The organism is Gordonia sp. (in: high G+C Gram-positive bacteria) (assembly GCF_047600565.1).
GTDB lineage: Bacteria > Actinomycetota > Actinomycetes > Mycobacteriales > Mycobacteriaceae > Gordonia.
On sequence record NZ_JASGKN010000001.1, the window covers coordinates 2,371,992 to 2,388,253 of the forward strand.

General features: G+C 69.2%; 17 protein-coding genes. 6 read left to right on the forward strand and 11 right to left on the reverse strand.

Annotation, left to right across the window (positions count from 1 at the left end; genetic code table 11):
- Window positions 1–16 precede the first annotated feature (16 nt).
- The gene (locus QM774_RS11540; RefSeq protein WP_414976010.1) at window positions 17–361 is read left to right on the forward strand and encodes a TfoX/Sxy family protein; all 345 of its coding nucleotides are present in this window, start codon (window positions 17–19) and stop codon (window positions 359–361) included.
- A gap of 4 nt (window positions 362–365) precedes the next feature.
- Here the strand turns inward: QM774_RS11540 and QM774_RS11545 are convergent, their stop codons facing one another.
- From QM774_RS11545 to QM774_RS11560, 4 genes are all read right to left on the reverse strand, one after another.
- Window positions 366–704, reverse strand: a complete 339-nt coding sequence (locus QM774_RS11545) for a type II toxin-antitoxin system PemK/MazF family toxin (RefSeq protein ID WP_414976011.1) — start codon at window positions 702–704, stop codon at window positions 366–368.
- Entirely contained in the window at window positions 688–885 is a 198-nt protein-coding gene (locus tag QM774_RS11550; protein WP_414976012.1) for a hypothetical protein, read from the reverse strand. Before QM774_RS11550 ends, QM774_RS11545 begins: the two co-directional genes overlap by 17 nt.
- 82 nt (window positions 886–967) lie before the next feature.
- A complete protein-coding gene (locus QM774_RS11555; RefSeq protein ID WP_414976013.1) occupies window positions 968–1,480 on the reverse strand; it encodes a VOC family protein in 513 nt (170 codons plus the stop codon).
- Window positions 1,477–2,133 (reverse strand): dihydrofolate reductase family protein, encoded by a 657-nt coding sequence (locus QM774_RS11560; protein ID WP_414976014.1) that lies wholly within the window; start codon window positions 2,131–2,133, stop codon window positions 1,477–1,479. Before QM774_RS11560 ends, QM774_RS11555 begins: the two co-directional genes overlap by 4 nt.
- A gap of 84 nt (window positions 2,134–2,217) precedes the next feature.
- On the opposite strand from QM774_RS11560, the gene QM774_RS11565 reads away from it, so the two are divergent.
- Entirely contained in the window at window positions 2,218–2,793 is a 576-nt protein-coding gene (locus QM774_RS11565) for a TetR/AcrR family transcriptional regulator (RefSeq protein ID WP_414976015.1), read from the forward strand.
- On the opposite strand, the gene QM774_RS11570 is transcribed toward QM774_RS11565, so the two are convergent.
- Window positions 2,783–3,865 (reverse strand): DUF2804 family protein, encoded by a 1,083-nt coding sequence (locus QM774_RS11570; protein WP_414976016.1) that lies wholly within the window; start codon window positions 3,863–3,865, stop codon window positions 2,783–2,785. The genes QM774_RS11565 and QM774_RS11570 overlap by 11 nt on opposite strands.
- A gap of 66 nt (window positions 3,866–3,931) precedes the next feature.
- Between QM774_RS11570 and QM774_RS11575 the strand changes: the two genes are divergently transcribed.
- Both QM774_RS11575 and QM774_RS11580 read left to right on the forward strand, forming a co-directional pair.
- The gene (locus QM774_RS11575) at window positions 3,932–5,119 is read left to right on the forward strand and encodes an acyl-CoA dehydrogenase family protein (RefSeq protein WP_414976017.1); all 1,188 of its coding nucleotides are present in this window, start codon (window positions 3,932–3,934) and stop codon (window positions 5,117–5,119) included.
- A gap of 112 nt (window positions 5,120–5,231) precedes the next feature.
- Window positions 5,232–7,214: a Dam family site-specific DNA-(adenine-N6)-methyltransferase gene (locus QM774_RS11580; protein ID WP_414976018.1), complete on the forward strand. Its 1,983-nt coding sequence runs from the start codon at window positions 5,232–5,234 to the stop codon at window positions 7,212–7,214.
- A 57-nt stretch (window positions 7,215–7,271) separates the two neighbouring features.
- Here QM774_RS11580 and QM774_RS11585 read toward each other — a convergent pair whose 3' ends face one another.
- The 6 genes from QM774_RS11585 to QM774_RS11610 all read right to left on the reverse strand — a co-directional run bounded on the left by QM774_RS11585 (window position 7,272) and on the right by QM774_RS11610 (window position 14,206).
- Window positions 7,272–9,221: an AlwI family type II restriction endonuclease gene (locus QM774_RS11585; protein ID WP_414976019.1), complete on the reverse strand. Its 1,950-nt coding sequence runs from the start codon at window positions 9,219–9,221 to the stop codon at window positions 7,272–7,274.
- Between the two features lies 1 nt (window position 9,222).
- Window positions 9,223–9,897 (reverse strand): SDR family oxidoreductase, encoded by a 675-nt coding sequence (locus QM774_RS11590; RefSeq protein ID WP_414976020.1) that lies wholly within the window; start codon window positions 9,895–9,897, stop codon window positions 9,223–9,225.
- A 100-nt stretch (window positions 9,898–9,997) separates the two neighbouring features.
- On the reverse strand, window positions 9,998–11,269 hold the full coding sequence (locus QM774_RS11595) for an MFS transporter (protein WP_414976021.1): 1,272 nt from the start codon (window positions 11,267–11,269) through the stop codon (window positions 9,998–10,000).
- Entirely contained in the window at window positions 11,259–11,705 is a 447-nt protein-coding gene (locus QM774_RS11600) for a MarR family winged helix-turn-helix transcriptional regulator (protein WP_414976022.1), read from the reverse strand. Before QM774_RS11600 ends, QM774_RS11595 begins: the two co-directional genes overlap by 11 nt.
- A 58-nt stretch (window positions 11,706–11,763) precedes the next feature.
- Window positions 11,764–13,413, reverse strand: a complete 1,650-nt coding sequence (locus QM774_RS11605) for a TPM domain-containing protein (RefSeq protein WP_414976023.1) — start codon at window positions 13,411–13,413, stop codon at window positions 11,764–11,766.
- A 64-nt stretch (window positions 13,414–13,477) separates the two neighbouring features.
- The gene (locus QM774_RS11610; RefSeq protein WP_414976653.1) at window positions 13,478–14,206 is read right to left on the reverse strand and encodes an LLM class F420-dependent oxidoreductase; all 729 of its coding nucleotides are present in this window, start codon (window positions 14,204–14,206) and stop codon (window positions 13,478–13,480) included.
- A 98-nt stretch (window positions 14,207–14,304) separates the two neighbouring features.
- On the opposite strand from QM774_RS11610, the gene QM774_RS11615 reads away from it, so the two are divergent.
- Both QM774_RS11615 and dinB read left to right on the forward strand, forming a co-directional pair.
- A complete protein-coding gene (locus QM774_RS11615) occupies window positions 14,305–14,919 on the forward strand; it encodes a class I SAM-dependent methyltransferase (protein ID WP_414976024.1) in 615 nt (204 codons plus the stop codon).
- Window positions 14,920–14,994: 75 nt separating this feature from the next.
- Window positions 14,995–16,242, forward strand: coding sequence for a DNA polymerase IV (gene dinB, locus QM774_RS11620; protein WP_414976025.1), 1,248 nt, complete (start codon window positions 14,995–14,997; stop codon window positions 16,240–16,242).
- Window positions 16,243–16,262: the final 20 nt, after the last annotated feature.

Here is a 16,262-nt window from a genome sequence, read left to right on the forward strand (position 1 = left end):
GGTCTAGCCTGACGGTATGCCTTCGGAAGCCCAGTCGTCCTTGGCCGAGCGGCTGCGCGAACTGTTGCGCGGTCAGGGCGAGGTGCGCGAGGTCTCGATGTTCGGCGGCCGCGCGTTCATGGTGAACGACAAGATCGCGTTCAGCGCCGGCAAGGGCGGCGATCTGCTGGTTCGGGTGAACGCCGACGACCACGGCCGGTTGTGCTCGCGGGACGGCGCCGCTCAGGCGGTGATGAGCGGAGGTCGTGTGATGGGTCCCGGCTGGATCAGCGTCGCGCCGGAAGCCCTCGACGCCGATGGCCTCGCCGAATGGGTGGACGTGGGCCTGGACTACAACCGCTCGGTGACACTCGACCGCTGACGTTTCAGGCGTCGATCAGCAGGGCGACGGTGGCCCGCACCTGGTGCAGGACGCCCGGGCCGACGTTGCCCAGTCGGTCCCCCACCCGGGTGGCCGCGACTGATCGGATGTGCTGACATTGGGCGGCCGAGACGGCGGTGAGACCGTTGCCCGGATCCGGTTCGACGGCGACTTCGGCACCGTTCGCGCGGATGGTGCGGGTCAGCGGCACGACCTGGACGACGTTCGGCCCGCCGCGCAGAATCTGGCCGGCGGTGACGACGATGGCCGGTCTTTCCAGCCCCGCTTCCGATCCCGCGGGGGAGCCGAGGTCGAGCCTGACGACGTCACCCGGCGTCAGCATCCAGCCACGCCTGTTCCTCGTCGCGGAGCGGGAATGCGAGATCGTGACCGATGCTCTCTTGCTCTAAGAGACGCGCGGCACGACTGACCGTGTCGGTCAACGACTCGCCTCGGCGCGCAGCCAGCTCGTTGAGAGTGTCTCGAGTCGTCCGCGTGACCCGAATGGTCGTGGTGTCGCTCATATCCCCACACTACACGGCGTGTAGACATATTTATCTACACACCGTGTGCCGTGGCCGACACCGCTGAGTCGTCCCAGAGGAGTCAGCCCCGCTGGTCGTCGACGAGGTCGCTGACTGTTCCGTCTGCCTTCGCCGGCTCGGGTGCGGGGCGCTTGGCGCTCGCCGGCAGCTTCTGCGCGAGCCCGAAGAGAATGTTCTCCGGTCCCCGCAGGTAGCAGAGCCGGTACACGTTCTCGAACTCGACGACGCCGTCGCTGATCAGGACCGCGCCGTGCCGGTACGCCCGGTCCAGCACGTCGTCGAGGTCATCGACTTCGAACATCACTCGCAGATAGCCGAGGGCGTTGACGGGAGCGCCCCGATGGTCCTCTATGACGGCTGGGCGGTTGAATCGCGAGAGTTCGATTCGGCTGCCGTCCGGGGTCTGCATCATCGCGATCTCGACATGCTGATCGCCCAGGCCGGTGACCTGACCCGCCCAGGCCCCGGCGACGACGGACCGGCCTTCCAGCCGCAACCCGAGGTCGGTGAGGAAGTCGATCATCGCGGTCAGATCGTCGACGACGATCCCGACGTTGTCCATTCGGATGGTCATCGACTCAACGCTCGTCGGTACCGGATGTGCGTGGACAACGGTGACGCCAGCACTTCTACCGGCTCGAACCCGAAGTCGTCGACGACCGGGTTGCCGGCGTCGTCGGTGAAGATGCGTTCACCGGCACCCAGCAGCACCGGAGCGACATCGAGGGTCAATTCGTCGATCACTCCGGCCGCGAGCGCCTGCCGGACCGTCGACGCACCGCCGGCGATATCGACACCGTTACCGTCCGCCGCCGCCACAGCCTGCGCATACGCGGAATCGAAACCGTCGGTGACGAAGTGGAATGTGGTGCCGCCCTGGAGCTCGATCGGGTCATGAGCGTAGTGAGTGAGGACGAAGACCGGAGCGTGGTACGGCGGCTCGTCACCCCACCAGCCGTCCCACGGTTCGTTCCACTCGCCGCGGATCGGCCCGAACATGTTCCGCCCCATCACGTAGGCGCCGCGGGGCCGCATCAACCAGTCGGCGGCCGTCCGATCGGCGTCCGTGGCGCGCGGATCACCCATATGCCAGGTGTGCAGCTTCTGTCCGCCGACCCCCAGGCCGGCGTCACGGCTCTGGTGAGGACCGGCGACGTAGCCGTCCAACGATATGGACATGTGGCAGGTGGTGTCACCGTTCGGCGTGGCCGGAGATGCGGTCGGCATGAGGCTCCTCGGAGGAAAGTTCACGGTGTGAACATCTGATATGTTCACACCGTACACAACGTCGGGACGAACGCCAAGGATGAGATGGCCTACCACCACGGTGATCTAGCGAAAGCCCTGGTGGAAGCAGGTCTGGACGTCACCCGGAGCGGAGGCCCGGCCGCGCTGACCGTCCGTGACGTCGCCCGCCGCGTCGGCGTCAGTGCCAACGCCACCTACCGGCACTACCCCGACCGTGCGGCCCTCCTGCACGCGGTGAGCGGCGCCATCCAGCAGCGGATGGCCGATGTCATGGCCGACATCCCGCAGACCTCGCCTACCGAACGACTCCGCGCGGTCGGGCTCGGCTACATCGCCTTCGCGCTCACCGAACCGGGGTGGTTCACCACCTGCTTTTTCGGCGAGCACTCCCCCGGCCCCGACGAGCTCGCTCAGATCCCGCCCTACCGTGCGCTGTCCACTGCACTCGACGCCATGGTCGACGCCGGGCTGGTCGCGCCCGACGATCGGGACGGCGCCACCTGGTCGTGCTGGTCGATGGTCCACGGCTTCGCCGAACTCGCTTTGCGGGGACCGTTGAGTCGGCTGACCGGCGAACAGCAGTGGCCGTACGCGGAAAAGGCGGTCGACGCCGCGATCGCGGGGATCGTCAGACGGTGATGCGTTTCTGTTCGCCGACTCCGAACATGCCGTCGACGGTCAGGGAGGCGCCGTCGGCGTGGATGGTGCCCTCGTACCAGCCGTAGGGCGCGTAGTACTCGGCGAGCGTCTTGCGGGGGCCGACGTGCATGGTCGACTTGACGGTCGGCGTGAACGTGACGTCGACGGCGCCGGCCGTGTCGCGGATGTACCAGGGGCCCCAGGGGCCGTGCGGGCGCTGCACGGTGACCGGCGGCAGACGGTGCAGAGCGTTGCCGATCCAGATCGCGTTCTCGTTGTTCTCGGCCGGATCGAGCACCTGGTTGTCCGTCAGGTTGAAGCCTTCGACGACACCGTCGGCGGTGCGGCGGATGCCGGTCACCCAGTCGTACTTCATGGGACGCGGGTAGTCGCCGTGGTGGTCGTCGACGATCAGGTAGCCGCGGCCGTCTCCCAGGCCGACCCGGTCGCCGCCGATGATCAGGCTGCCGTCGGCCGGCATCATCACCTTGTGCGAGTACAGCGCCCGGTCCTCGCCGAACGGATGCACGATCACCAGGTGCGCGGCGTCATCGGGTCCGCAATACCCCGTGACCTGCAGATCCATCGATGGCAGACGTTCGGTGCGGCGTCGGCCGGCGGCGTGACCGGGGTGGTGGGCGTCGATGGCGACGACGCCGTCGCCGAGCCGATTGCCGATCTCGATGCGGAAGTCGCCGACCCGTCCTCGCGAGGACGACGTGTTCAGGCCGCGCGCCACATGCAGTGCCGGCGACGGCAGCTTGGTCTCCCAGCGGGTGATGGTCGCCGACTCCTTGTGCACGGCGAGCACCTGCAGCAGGCCGACGGTCTTGGCGTTGTACACCGCGCCGAGCACGAACCAGTCGTCGTCGCCCAGCTGGAAGGCCTCCCACTCCTTGAGGCGCAGGTTCCGGTTCGCGCGGGCCAGCTTGGGCGCGCGGTCGACGGGCCCGGCATCCAGCGGGTTGATCACCGGGATCGGGCCGTCGTACGTGCCGCACCGGTAGTGGCCGCCGTCGACCAGGGTGTGCGGGGGCGAAACGGGTGCGGGGGGATACACGGGAGTGGTCATCGCGTTCGAGGCTATCGCGAACGACCGCCTCGACATGAACCTTACTGAGTAGTAAGGTAACCGCTCATGGCGATCAACCTTGAGCTTCCCGAGAAGCTGAACTCCACGATCGAGCAGGCCCACGCGGTCGGCGAGCACATGTTCCGCCCGATCAGCCGCAAGTACGACCTGGCCGAGCACGAGCGTCCCGTCGAGCTCGACCCGCTGGGCGACCTCGCCAAGCAGGCGGCCAAGCAGTCGTCCTCCGGTGACAAGAAGGACTCCGGCGACGAGACCGTCAACGGCGCCAACATGCGCTCGGTCCTCAACGCCCGCGAGCTCGGCTGGGGCGACGTCGGCCTCATGCTGTCGATCCCCGGCCAGGGCCTCGGCAACGCGGCGATCGCCGCCGTCGCCAACGACGAACAGCTCGAGCGCTTCGGTGACGTGTGGGCCGCCATGGCCATCACCGAGCCCAGCTTCGGCTCCGACTCGGCCGCCGTCACCACCACCGCCAAGCGCGACGGCGACGACTACATCATCGACGGCGAGAAGATCTTCGTGACCGCCGGATCGCGCGCCGATCACGTGGTCGTGTGGGCCACCCTCGACAAGTCGCAGGGCCGTGCCGCCATCAAGAGCTTCGTCGTCCCGATGGACAGCAAGGGCGTGACCGTCGAGCGACTCGAGGAGAAGCTCGGTATCCGCGCCTCGGACACCGCCGTGATCCGCTTCGACGGCGTCCGCGTTCCGGCCGAGAACCTTCTCGGTTCGCCGGAGATCGACGTCAAGAAGGGCTTCGGCGGCGTCATGCAGACCTTCGACAACACGCGTCCGTTCGTGGCCGCGATGGCCGTCGGTGTGGGTCGTGCCGCTCTGGAGTCGCTGCGCGCGATGCTCGAGGCCGCCGGCCACCCCGTCGACTACGACAAGCCCGCCGCCGCCCAGCACGCCTCGGTCGCCGAGTTCATCCGGCTGGAGTCGGACTGGGAGGCGTCGTGGCTGCACACGCTGCGCGCCGCCTGGATGGCCGACAACTCCGAACCGAACTCGACCGAGGCGTCGATGTCGAAGGCCAAGGCCGGGCGCACCGTCACCGATGTGACCAACAAGGCCGTTGAGGTCGGCGGTTCGTCGGGCTACGCCGAGACCGACCTCCTCGAGAAGTGGGCCCGCGACTCGAAGATCCTGGACATCTTCGAGGGCACCCAGCAGATCCAGCAGCTGATCATCGCGCGCCGCGTGCTCGGCAAGACGAGCACCGACCTCAAGTAGTCGTGGCCCGGGGCCCGGACGAGGGGTGGGCCCCGGCCAGCCGCCGACGATTTGTCGGCAGGCGGTGATACCGTTTCGCACAAGTTGATGCAGAAACGGAAAGCCGCAGGTAGTGAAGTCTTTTGAGCTCCGGAACCGACGTTATCTCGGGTCCAAGCGCGCCGTGCTGCCGGTGATCTCCCAGGTCATCGAGTCGCTGCCGTCGCGACCGGAGTCGGCGGCCGATCTGTTCGCCGGCACCGGCGTCGTGGGGGAGTCCCTCGCCCGCGCCGGCATGGCCGTCACATTCAACGATCTGCTGTCGTCCAACACCACCATCTACCGCGCCTTCTTCGGCGACGGCCAGGTGCGACCCGGCGTCGTCGCCGGCCTCGTCGACCAGATCAACGAGGCCCGTATCGACCAGCTCGAGGAGAACTACTTCTCCGAGACCTTCGCCGGCAGCTATTACAGCGAATCCAACTCACGGCTCATCGGGCACTACCGGGAACGGATCGACGCCTGGCATCGCGCCGGCGAGATCACCGACCGCGAGAAGGCCGTCCTGATCGCCAGCCTCATCTACGGCATGGACAAGGCCGCCGCCACCGTCGGGCACTACGACGCGTACCGCGAAGGCGCCGCCACCGACGCGCGCCTCGTGTTCGGGCTGCCCGTGCTCGAAGACTTCGACGCCGCGCACCAGATCACCCGGCTCGACGCCAACGAGCTGGTCCGCACCCGTGCCTGGGATCTGGTGTACATCGATCCGCCCTACAACTCGCGTCAATACGGGGACCTCTATCACGTGCTCGACAACGTGGCCGACTGGAGCAAGCCGCAGGTGCAGTTCAAGGCGCGGAAGATGGACCGGCGCCACCTCAAGAGCGACTACTGCACCACTGCGGCGGTGCCCGCGTTCACCGATCTGATCGACTCCCTGGATGCGGAGGCGATCATCATGTCGTACAACGACACCGGCGACCGCGGGAACTCCCGGTCGGCGGCCCGCCTCACCGACGACGACATCACCTCGATCCTGGCCCGCCGCGGCCGCGTCGACGTGGTGGACGTTCCGCACCGCGAGTACACGACCGGCAAGTCCGGGATCGGCGAGATCACCGAGCGCCTGTTCGTCTGCCACGTCGCCGACACCGCGGGGGTGTCCGCGCCTCCGGCGGCGGCCCGGGTGGCCCAGTCACCGGCGGTACGCAGTCCGCTGAACTACACCGGCAACAAGAAGAAGCTCGTCGACCGCATCATTCCGCTGCTGCCGGCCCCCGACGAGCAGCACCGCCGGTTCGTGGACGTGTTCGGCGGCAGCATGACGGTCGGCATGAACGCGGGCTACCCGTCGTGCGTGTTCAACGACCTGCAGCCCGATGTGGTGGCGCTGTCCACGATGTTCCGGGATTCGTCGTACCCGGAGATCGTGGCCCGGGTCGAGGCGGTCATCACCGACTACGGCCTGACCGACAGCACCAAACACGGTTACGAGGCGTACGGCGCGAACTCGTCGAACGGCCTCGGGCAGGTCAACAAGGAGGCGTATCTGCGGCTCCGCGACGATTTCAACGCCATGGACTCCGCCGACCGCCGGCGGCCCTTCTGGTTCTTCACGCTCGTCGTGTTCGGGTTCAATAACCAGATCCGCTACAACCGCAGCGGCCAGTTCAACATGCCGGTCGGCAAGCGCGACTTCAACGGCCGCGTCCGCAAGAACCTGTTCGACACCGTCGACCGCATGCACCGGCTGGAGCCGGAGCTGTGGAGTCTGGACTTCCGGGACGTCTTCGGGAAGCTGCAGACCACCGACCTGGTGTACTGCGATCCGCCGTACATCCTGGGCACCGCGCCCTACAACGAGCAGAACGCCTGGACCGCAGACGACGAGACGGACCTCCTCGACGAGTTGGCGCTTTTCGCCGAGCGCGGCGGGCACTTCGGGCTGTCGAACGTCATCGACCACAAGGGTGCCGCCCACGACCAGCTGACCGACTGGGCCACCGACCACGGTTTCGTGGTGCACACCCTCGACCACAGCTACGCGAACTCGTCGTACCACCGGAAGGACCGCGAAGCCTCCACCGAGGTGCTGATCACGAACTGGCGGTGAAAGGTTCGTGATCGCGGTGATTACGGCAGGCTCGGTGCCGGTGCGACGGCGCCCCGCCTAGCCCCGCAGGCGGCGCAGGAGCGCGGCGTTCCAGTCCGAGTTCAGGTAGTCGACGTCCACGCGGCCGGCTTCGGCGGCGATCTCATCGAAGAAGGTGTGCAGGTCGACGGTGTCGGCCAGGCCGGTCCACTCGCGCGTCGACAACGACACGATCAGCGGGGTGGCGGAAGCGCCGGGGCCGTCCGCGCGCGTGGGGCTCAGGGCCATCACGCGGGCGAAACCGAAGATCCGGGCGACGTTTGGGTCCACCTCGTTGGCGACGAACACCGTGACGGTCTGCCGTCGGGGGTGTTCGCAGGCCAGGTTCGTGGCGTGCCGCAACACCGGCTCGAGTTCGGCGCGCCGCTGATTGCCCGGATCCATCAACGTCACCTCGATCAGCACCTGCCGGTCGTCGAAGACGAACTCGATGTCGCCGCGACCGCCGGGGGCGTGACTGATCGGCAGGAAGTCGCCGTCGAGGGACAAGCCGAAGGCGCTGCGCGGATCGAAGGCGCGGCCGGAGGCGTAGTAGAACGACAATCCGACCAGGTACTCGTAGATGCACGGCACCGACGCCTTGCCGTGGAAGGCGCGTTCCAGATCGTCGGCGAGCGACGGGTCCTGGTGGTTCTCGCCCAGACGACGCAGCCACCCGAGCACCGTGTCGGGGCCGAACGCCGCCGACACGATCTCATCGAAGCGCGCCAGCTCCTGCCTATCGACGAACGCCTGCACCTCGGACGGATCGATGCCGTGGTCGGCGGCGATCGCCTCGTTCGTCCGGGTCAGTGCGTCCGCGCCGAACGAGGCGACCAGACCCTGTGCCCGCGCTGCTGCGCCTGGTTCGTCGGGTGCCGTCAACGGCATCCGGTCGGCGACCGTGGCGAAGAAGGCGCGTGCGTACGCCGACCCGATCCGGACCACGCCGTCGCCCACCGAGAAGACACCGGTCGCGGCCAGGATCCGCAGATTGTTGTCCTGGTACTCCTTGACCAGCGTGCGGGTGCGGGTGCGTTGCGCGGTCTGCACGAGGCCGCGGCGGAAGTCCTCGTCGTCGCCGTCGAAACCGGGATAGCGGCATGCACCGAACACCTGCGCCGGTGTCGCGGTCCGGGAACGGAGCGCCGGCAGGAACTCGGCCGGATCGAAGCGGTCCCGGATACTGGTGCGGGCGGTGGAGATCGCCGTCCGCAGCCTCGCCAGGGTCGCCGGAGCCGGCCCGGCACGGAACGCGGTCAGCGCGTCCACGAACTCCCGGTAGCCGGCCACCGACTGCGGCGACTTGCGGTTCGGGAAGACGTCACCGCTCAGGCTGCCGTGCGAGATGAACGCCCGCTCGGCCGGCGTGAAGCCGCGGCCGCTGCCCGACAGGTACTCCTCGAGATCCAGCTCGCCCTGCCGCATGGCGAGGATCTCCGCGGCCAGCGCCTCCTCGTCGACGCCGATCAGTTCCGGACCGATGATGAAGCCGAGCCCGAACTCGCCGGCCGTCAGCGGGCCGAGCCGCACCAGCAACCGGATGAGCAGCCGCACCGGGAAGAACACCTCGCCGGTGTCCGTCGCGGCGCCGTAGCCGAGGAGGCCGCGCAGCACCGCGGCGTTCTCCGGTTTCAGGCGGCAATTGCGGTCGAAGTCGTCGAGCAGCCGGGCGTCGCTGCGGGCGAATGCGAGGCCCAGGGGAGTGGGGCGGCGTTCGGCGTCGGTGAAGCCGAGCTTCTTGAGCGGATTGGTGTTGGTGCGGGCACGCCGTTCCCGGGCCGCGGAGTCGGTGTCGCCGGCGCCGCGGAACACCTCCGGTGCCTGCATGCGCAGCAGATCGTAGAACTCCCGCTGACCGTCCCGGTCCCACTCGCCGCCGGCACCGACGAAGGTGAGCAGGCTTCGCATGATGGCCTGGGAGTGCTCGATGATCTCCTTGCGGCGGAACGACGTGTCGCCGAGATGGACCGGCGCGGTGGCGTACACGTCAGTGGGCGCGAGGCCGGAGGGTGACGTCGGTCGGGTGCGCGTCGGCGGGAGCGGCGACCGCAGCGGCCACCGCAGCGGCGACCGTGCCGGCGGTGAGGAACTGCGAGGGGTCGTAGTCGCCGCCTTCGCGGGCGACGATCTCGCGTTGCATGTCGGTGTCGATGCGGCCCGGGTAGATCGAGGTGACCCGCAGTGACGGCTCCTCGCCGCGCAGTCCGTCGGCCAGGGCCCGGAGCGCGAACTTACTGGCCGCGTACGGCGTCCACCCCGGATTCACGCGCTGACCGGCACCCGAGTTGAGGAAGACGACGTGCCCGCCGGCCGCGCGCAGTGCGGGCAGCAGCAGCCGGGTGAGTTCGGCCGCCGCCACCACGTTGATCTCCATGAGCTCGCGCCATTCGGCCGCGGACGTCTCGGCCACCGGACGCAGACTCGAGGCGATGCCCGCCGAGTGCACCACGACGTCGAGGTCGGTCACGGCGCCGACGGCCTGCGCGACGGTCGCATGGTCGGTCAGATCGACGGCCACGGCGGTCGCATCGAGTTCCCCGGCCACCGCGGTCAGGGCATCGGACGGCCGGGCGAGAAGCAGCAGGTCGTGCGTCGGGGCCAGGGCGTGGGCGACGGCGGCTCCGACACCCCGGGACGCTCCGGTGATCAGCGCGGTGGGCATGGTGCGAGGCTACCCGGCAGCCGGAGGAAGGCGCAGACGGAACTGTCGCGATCCGACCCCGTGTGGAGGGCCGAATCGCGACAGCTGCGAGACCGTGCGTTCAGAACTCTTCGGCGCCGACCAGAGCGGCCTCTTCCGGAACGCTGCGACGGTTACGGTCGCGGGCCACCACCAGCAGCACGACGGCGACCAGGCAGTAGGCGGCCGCGAACCAGTAGGGGGCCGGTCCGCCGAACCACGTGGCGAGGTGGGCGACGAGGACCGCCGACACCGCGCCACCCATCCAGCGGAAGAAGTTGTAGCCGGCACTGGCCACCGAGCGCGGGGTCTCCGGACCGGTCGCCGACATGGCGACACCGGTGAACAGGGTGTTCAGCACACCCGACGGGATACCCGACACGGCGACGGCCAGGCCGATCAGCCACACCTGGTGTTCGAGGACGCCGATGGCGGCCACGGCCATGACCGCGGCGTAGACGACGATCGCGCCCTGCACGCCTCGCCGGTCACCGACTGCGCGAGCGATGCGGGGTGCCAGGAAGACGCCCGAGACGGCGGTCAGGATGCCCCAGCCGAAGAAGATCATGCCGGCGGTGATGGGACGCAGACCCATGGAGATCGGGGACCACGCGATGACCGTGAAGAAGGCGGCCGTGTAGAAGGCCGAACCCAGCGAGTTGATCAGCAGGGTGCGATTCTTGAGCGCCTTCAGCGGGTCGAGGATCCCGACCGCGGCGCGTTCCGAGCGTGGCCCGTCGGCGGGCAGGGCGATCGCACACAGGATCGCGCCGATCAGCATGAGCAGGGCGGTGCCGCCGAACGGGGCACGCCAGGTCCATTCGCCGAGCAGCGCGCCCAGCAGCGGTCCGACGGCCAGACCGACACCCAGTGCGGCCTCATAGAGCAGGATCGCGCCCTGCTGACCGCCGCGGGCCTGTCCGACGATGAAGGCGAGAGCGGTCGCCATGAAGAGGGCGTTGCCGAGTCCCCAGAGCACGCGCAGTGCGATCAGCTGGTCGATGTTGCTGCCGAACGCCGAGATGCCGGCGCCCAGGACGATCAGGATCAGGCCGACGGTCAGCGTGCGCTTCGGGCCGAACCTGGAGGCGCAGGCGCCGGTGATGAGCATGGCGAGCACCTGCACGCCCAGGTAGACGCCGAACAACAGGGTCAGTTTCTCCGGCGGCGCCTTGAGGGCCTCGGCGATGCTGTTGAGGATGGGGTCGACCAGGCCGATGCCCATGAACGCGATGATCGCGGCGAAGGCCGTGACCCAGACGGCGCGGGGCTGGCCGCGGAAGACGTCGATGAGGTTGTGGCCGTGGTCGGCCTGCTGCGCCTCGGGCGGCGCGGCGACGGTGTCACTCGTCATGGTTCTCCAATTGCTTCAGTAGTGCGGTGAGCGCCGGGACGGCGGCTTCGAGCGTGGTGCGCTCGGCCGGTTCCAGGCGTTCCAATGCGGTGGTGAGCACCTCGTCGCGGCGGCTCCGGAGCTCGTCGACGGTGCGTCGGCCGTCGGGGGTGAGCTCGATGAGGACCGCGCGGCGGTCCGTGGGGTCGGGGCGGCGCTGGACCAGTCCTTCGTGGACCAGCTTGTCGATCAGCGCGGTGGCTGACGGCATCCGGATCGATTCCCGCTCGGCGAACTCGCCCATGCGCATCGGGCCGTGATCGGTCAGGGTGCCGATGGCCGACGAGTGTGCGGCGGTCATCTCACTGCTGGGCGAGTTGCGCCGGAGGCTGAGGTAGAGCCGGGTCACCGCGGCCCGCAGGGCGGTGGCGGTGGTGGGATCGATGGTGGGACTCACATGTAGTGAGTCTAATAGTTAGGTAGTCGAAATAAAAGTCGGGGGAGTGTCTACTCCGTCACCGTCGCTCGCCGGTACCGATGCGGCCGGCGGTGTCCGGACCGCCGAACGACCCCGGGCTGCGTCCGCCGGCGCTGTACCCGCCGGCGCCGATCGGGGCATCGCCCGGACCGGACGACCGCAGAATCACATCCACCAGGACTCCGGCCAGCACGGGTGCGGCATCCTCGGCGGGCGCGCTCGCCTGCCACGTCTCCACGTCTGCGCGGGCCTGATCCAGGGCCTCGTCGGCGAGCGGACCGGCGCCGTCCTCGCCGGCGTCGAGGAGGCGGGCGGCCTCCGACAACAGCGTGCGGGCCGACGCTCCGACCGCACCGCGCCGGGTCTCCAGATAGCTCTCGGCGAGCGTCAGACGGCCGGCGGCGTCGACCTCGCCGCCGTCACCGGCGGTGCGGGCCTCATCGATTGCATCCAGCAGGCGGGTAGCGGCATCGAGGGCCCCCTCGGCCGAGCGGATCGCGGCGGCCGCCGACGCGTCCGACGATTCGGCGAGCGTGTCGCGACCCTGCTCGATGGCGTCGTCGGCGAACTGTGTCAGCTCATCGGCCAGGTCGACGTTGCCGGCCACCGCCGAGGCGACGGTCTCCTCGCCGTCGGACACGGCGTCGGCACCGGCCCGCGCCGCATCGAATCGGCCGGCCACCTGGGCGGAGCGCTCCGCCAGGCGGTCGAGGCGGCCCGGCGCGTCGTCGGACAGGTCGCGGAGAGCGTCGAAGTCGGCGGACCGGTCATCGAGTCCGGCGTCGGCATCCGAACAGAGCGTGATGATCTCGACCAGCAGGTCGTGCTTCTGCTGATCGTCGAGAGACGTATCGGTGTCCACCTGGCGCCGCAACCGGAATGCGGACGCCAGTTCGCCGTCGGCGGTCTGCAGGGCGCTGCGGAACGGAATGACGGCATCGGCGCCCACCTCGTCCTCGGCGAGCGCGAGCTCATCGGAACTGGTGCTCAGCGCGTTGTCGGTGTTGGTGAGCACGTCCTGCGACCACGGATCGAGGGTGTCGACGGTCTGCTCGGACAGCTCGCCCAGCGTCAGGGCGTCACCGTTCGACCCGTCGCCGGACTCGGCGTCCTCGTCGTCGGAGCGGCGCCGCAGGAAGTAGGCGAGGGCACCCGCGGCCGCGAGCAGCGCCGCGATGCCGGCGACGATCAGCGCGATCCGGACGCCCTTGCCGCCGCTGCGCAGAGCCTCGACGGTCCCCAATGCGGCATCCGACCAGCGGCCGGTCTTGACCGCCGGCTCCACCCGGTCGGCGCCGATCGCGTCCAGGTCCTTCTGCGAGACGCTGTCGATCGGTTCGGCGGTGCCGAGGTAGTACTGCTTGTCGTCGGTGGCGATCGCCAACAGGATGTCGTGGTAGCCGAGCGACGTCAGGGACTGGGTCTGCGTGCCCCAGTCCTTCGGCGACTTGCCCTCGAAACTGCGGACGTAGATGACCCACAGGTTCAGGTCCCGATCGTTGGCCAGTTGATCGATCTGGTCGTTGATCGCATCTTCCTGCCCGGTGGTGAGCACCCCGGCGGAGTCGACGAGCGGATCGGGCATGTGGGTGGGCGGATTCGCCGAAGCCGGCCCGGCACCGAAGACCAGGGCGAACAGGAGGGTCAAGGACACCAGCAGGGAGCGTGACCGACGAGCAGACGTCATGGGATCAATCTAGCCGCCGAAACCGCCCACGTGGTGTGGGACGCTGCAGGAGTGAGCAAGCCGGTCAGCCGCGGTCGCGCCAGTCGACGAGCAGTTTCGCCGCGGTCAGGTCGTAGTCGGGGCCGCCGGTGTCGACGGTCAGCAGTGACACCCCGGCGTCGGTGAGGGCTTCGGCCGTCGCGAGAGTGGCCGCCGCGTCGCCGTGATAGCGCACCCCGGACGAGTGCTCGATCTCCGACGGGTCGCGACCCACCGCCGCGCAGTGGTCGGCCAGGACCGCGGCCTTGTGCCGGTAGGTGTCGACGTCGGCGAACGAATGCCAGATGTCGCCGTGCCGAGCCACGTACTTCAGAGTCTTCTTCTCGCCGCCACCGCCGATGAGGACCGGGATCTTGCGCAGCGGCGGCGGATTGAGCTTCGCCCAGCGCGCCTCGATCCGGGGCAGTGCCTCACCGAGGGCGTCGAGGCGGGAGCCGACCGTGCCGAAGTCGTATCCGTACTCGTCGTAGTCGCGCTGGAACCAGCCGGCGCCGATACCGAAGACCAGCCGTCCGCCACTGAGATGGTCCACGGTGCGCGCCATGTCGGCCAGCAGATCCGGATTGCGGTACGAGTTGCAGGTGACCAGTGCGCCGAACTCGACGCGCTGAGTCTGCTCGGCCCACGCGCCGAGCATCGTCCAGCACTCGAAATGGGCGGCGTCCGGGTCGCCGTACAGCGGATAGAAGTGATCCCAGTTGAAGATCACGTCGACGCCCAGGTCCTCGGCGCGCAGCACGGCGTCGCGGATCATCGAATAGTCGGGGGCGCCTTGCGGCTGGAGCTGGACACCGATGCGTACGGGGAATGCCATGTCTTCAGTCTGCACCCGTCCGCTTGTACGGTCGAGGGATGAGCCACGACCACCCCCGGACCGCGGGCGACTGGGACGACCGCTACCGCAGCGCCGACCGGATCTGGACGTCCGACGCCAACCCGGCGCTGATCAGGGAGACCGCCGATCTGGCCCCGGGCACCGCCCTGGACGTCGGCAGCGGTGAGGGCGCCGACGCGCGCTGGTTGGCCGACCAGGGCTGGACGGTGGTGGCGGTGGACATCTCGGAGGTCGCCGTGCAGCGCGCCGCGGACATCGACGCGCGTGACGCGATCTCCTGGGTGCAGGCCGACCTGACCGTCGACGACGTGCCCGGCGGCCCGTTCGACCTGATCGCCGTGCACTACTTCCCGATCGCGGCCGACGACGACGCGGTGGTCGCGAAACTGGTCGCCGCACTCGCGCCCGGCGGCACGCTGCTGGACGTCATGCACGCCCCGGAGGGCGTGATCGCGCACGGCTTCGATCTGTCCGCGTTTCTGCAGCCGGCCGACGTGGCCGAACGCTTCGCCGACCAGCTGGACGTCGAGAAGCTCGAAACGGTTCCGCGTGGCCGTCCGGCCGGTGGTACCCAGGGAGCCCAGCACGCCGACGACGTGGTCCTGAAGGCCCGCAGAACCTCTGCTCCCTGAGCCTCACCAACGCTCCTTGAGCCTGTCGAAAGGCTCGCCGGCATCGCTGTCGGCATCGGGTGAGACGATCCGCGCGTGCGGATCAGACAGCGAAGCGATGCGTCGATCCTGCACGCCGACCTCGACTCGTTCTACGCGTCGGTGGAGCAGCGCGACGACCCGGCGTTGCGTGGCCGCCCGGTACTCGTCGGGGGCGGCGTGGTGCTGGCCGCCAGCTATGAGGCCAAGGCCTGCGGGGTCCGCACCCCGATGCCGGGCCGGGAGGCCCGCGCACTCTGCGACACCGTGCTGGGTCGCGGGCGGGCCGTCACCGTGCCGCCGCGGTTCCCCGCCTACACCGCCGCGAGCCGTGCGGTGTTCGACGTCTTCTACGACACCACGCCGATCGTGGAGGGCGTCTCGGTCGACGAGGCGTTCCTCGACGTCGCCGGCCTGACGCGGATCAGCGGACCCCCGGTCGAGGTCGCCGCCCGGCTCCGGGAACGCATCCGCGCCGAGGTCGGGCTGCCCATCACCGTCGGGGTGGCCCGCACCAAGTTCCTGGCGAAGGTCGCCAGCGGCGCCGGCAAACCGGACGGCCTCCTGGAGGTTCCGCCCGAACGCGAACTCGAGTTCCTGCATCCGCTGCCGGTCCGCAAGATCTGGGGTGTGGGCGTCAAGACCGAGCAGCGGCTCGCCGAGGCGGGCGTCCACACGGTCGGCGACATGGCTGCACTCGGAGAGTCGGGACTGTCCGCTCTCCTCGGCGGTTCCAGCGGCCGGCACCTGTATGCGCTGTCGATGGCCCGCGACCCGCGCCGCGTCGACACCGCCCGGCATCGGAAATCGATCGGCGCCCAACGGGCCCTCGGCCGGCGGGTGCGCGCCGAAGCCGATGTCGAGGCCACTCTCATCGCGATCGTGGACGGGCTCGGCAAGCGTCTGCGGGCTGCCGACCGACTGTGCCGCACCGTCGTGCTGCGGCTCCGGTTCGGTGACTACGAGCGGGCCACCCGGTCCCGTTCCCTGGCCGAACCCACCGACTCCACGACGGTTCTCCTGGCACTGGCCCGCGACCTGTTCGCCGAAGCGCTGCCGACCATCCGGGACCGCGACTGCACGCTCATCGGGCTCTCGCTGACCAACCTGTCCCGGCCCGACGCGGCGCAGCTGGCCCTGCCGCTGAGTCCTGCCGACGGGATCACCGAGCGTGAGGAGCGTGAGGGGACCAGCCTCGACGCGGTGGTGGACGACCTCAAGAACCGGTTCGGGTCGGCCGCGGTCACGCGGGGCCGGCTGCTCGGCCGGCATCACGGCGACGATGCGCCGATGCTGCCGGACTGAGTCGTCGTTCGGACCGAGTC

What these genes read in the sequence shown, in the direction of transcription:
- QM774_RS11550 (WP_414976012.1), bottom strand. Translation starts at nt 885, where the DNA reads ATGAGCGACACCACGACCATTCGGGTCACGCGGACGACTCGAGACACT.
- QM774_RS11610 (WP_414976653.1), bottom strand. Translation starts at nt 14,206, where the DNA reads ATGATCCGCGACGCCGTGCTGCGCGCCGAGGACCTGGGCGTCGACGTG.
- QM774_RS11565 (WP_414976015.1), top strand. Translation starts at nt 2,218, where the DNA reads ATGGCCTACCACCACGGTGATCTAGCGAAAGCCCTGGTGGAAGCAGGT.
- QM774_RS11545 (WP_414976011.1), bottom strand. Translation starts at nt 704, where the DNA reads ATGCTGACGCCGGGTGACGTCGTCAGGCTCGACCTCGGCTCCCCCGCG.
- QM774_RS11555 (WP_414976013.1), bottom strand. Translation starts at nt 1,480, where the DNA reads ATGACCATCCGAATGGACAACGTCGGGATCGTCGTCGACGATCTGACC.
- QM774_RS11605 (WP_414976023.1), bottom strand. Translation starts at nt 13,413, where the DNA reads ATGACGTCTGCTCGTCGGTCACGCTCCCTGCTGGTGTCCTTGACCCTC.
- QM774_RS11590 (WP_414976020.1), bottom strand. Translation starts at nt 9,897, where the DNA reads ATGCCCACCGCGCTGATCACCGGAGCGTCCCGGGGTGTCGGAGCCGCC.
- QM774_RS11595 (WP_414976021.1), bottom strand. Translation starts at nt 11,269, where the DNA reads ATGACGAGTGACACCGTCGCCGCGCCGCCCGAGGCGCAGCAGGCCGAC.
- QM774_RS11540 (WP_414976010.1), top strand. Translation starts at nt 17, where the DNA reads ATGCCTTCGGAAGCCCAGTCGTCCTTGGCCGAGCGGCTGCGCGAACTG.
- QM774_RS11560 (WP_414976014.1), bottom strand. Translation starts at nt 2,133, where the DNA reads ATGCCGACCGCATCTCCGGCCACGCCGAACGGTGACACCACCTGCCAC.
- QM774_RS11615 (WP_414976024.1), top strand. Translation starts at nt 14,305, where the DNA reads ATGAGCCACGACCACCCCCGGACCGCGGGCGACTGGGACGACCGCTAC.
- QM774_RS11570 (WP_414976016.1), bottom strand. Translation starts at nt 3,865, where the DNA reads ATGACCACTCCCGTGTATCCCCCCGCACCCGTTTCGCCCCCGCACACC.
- QM774_RS11575 (WP_414976017.1), top strand. Translation starts at nt 3,932, where the DNA reads ATGGCGATCAACCTTGAGCTTCCCGAGAAGCTGAACTCCACGATCGAG.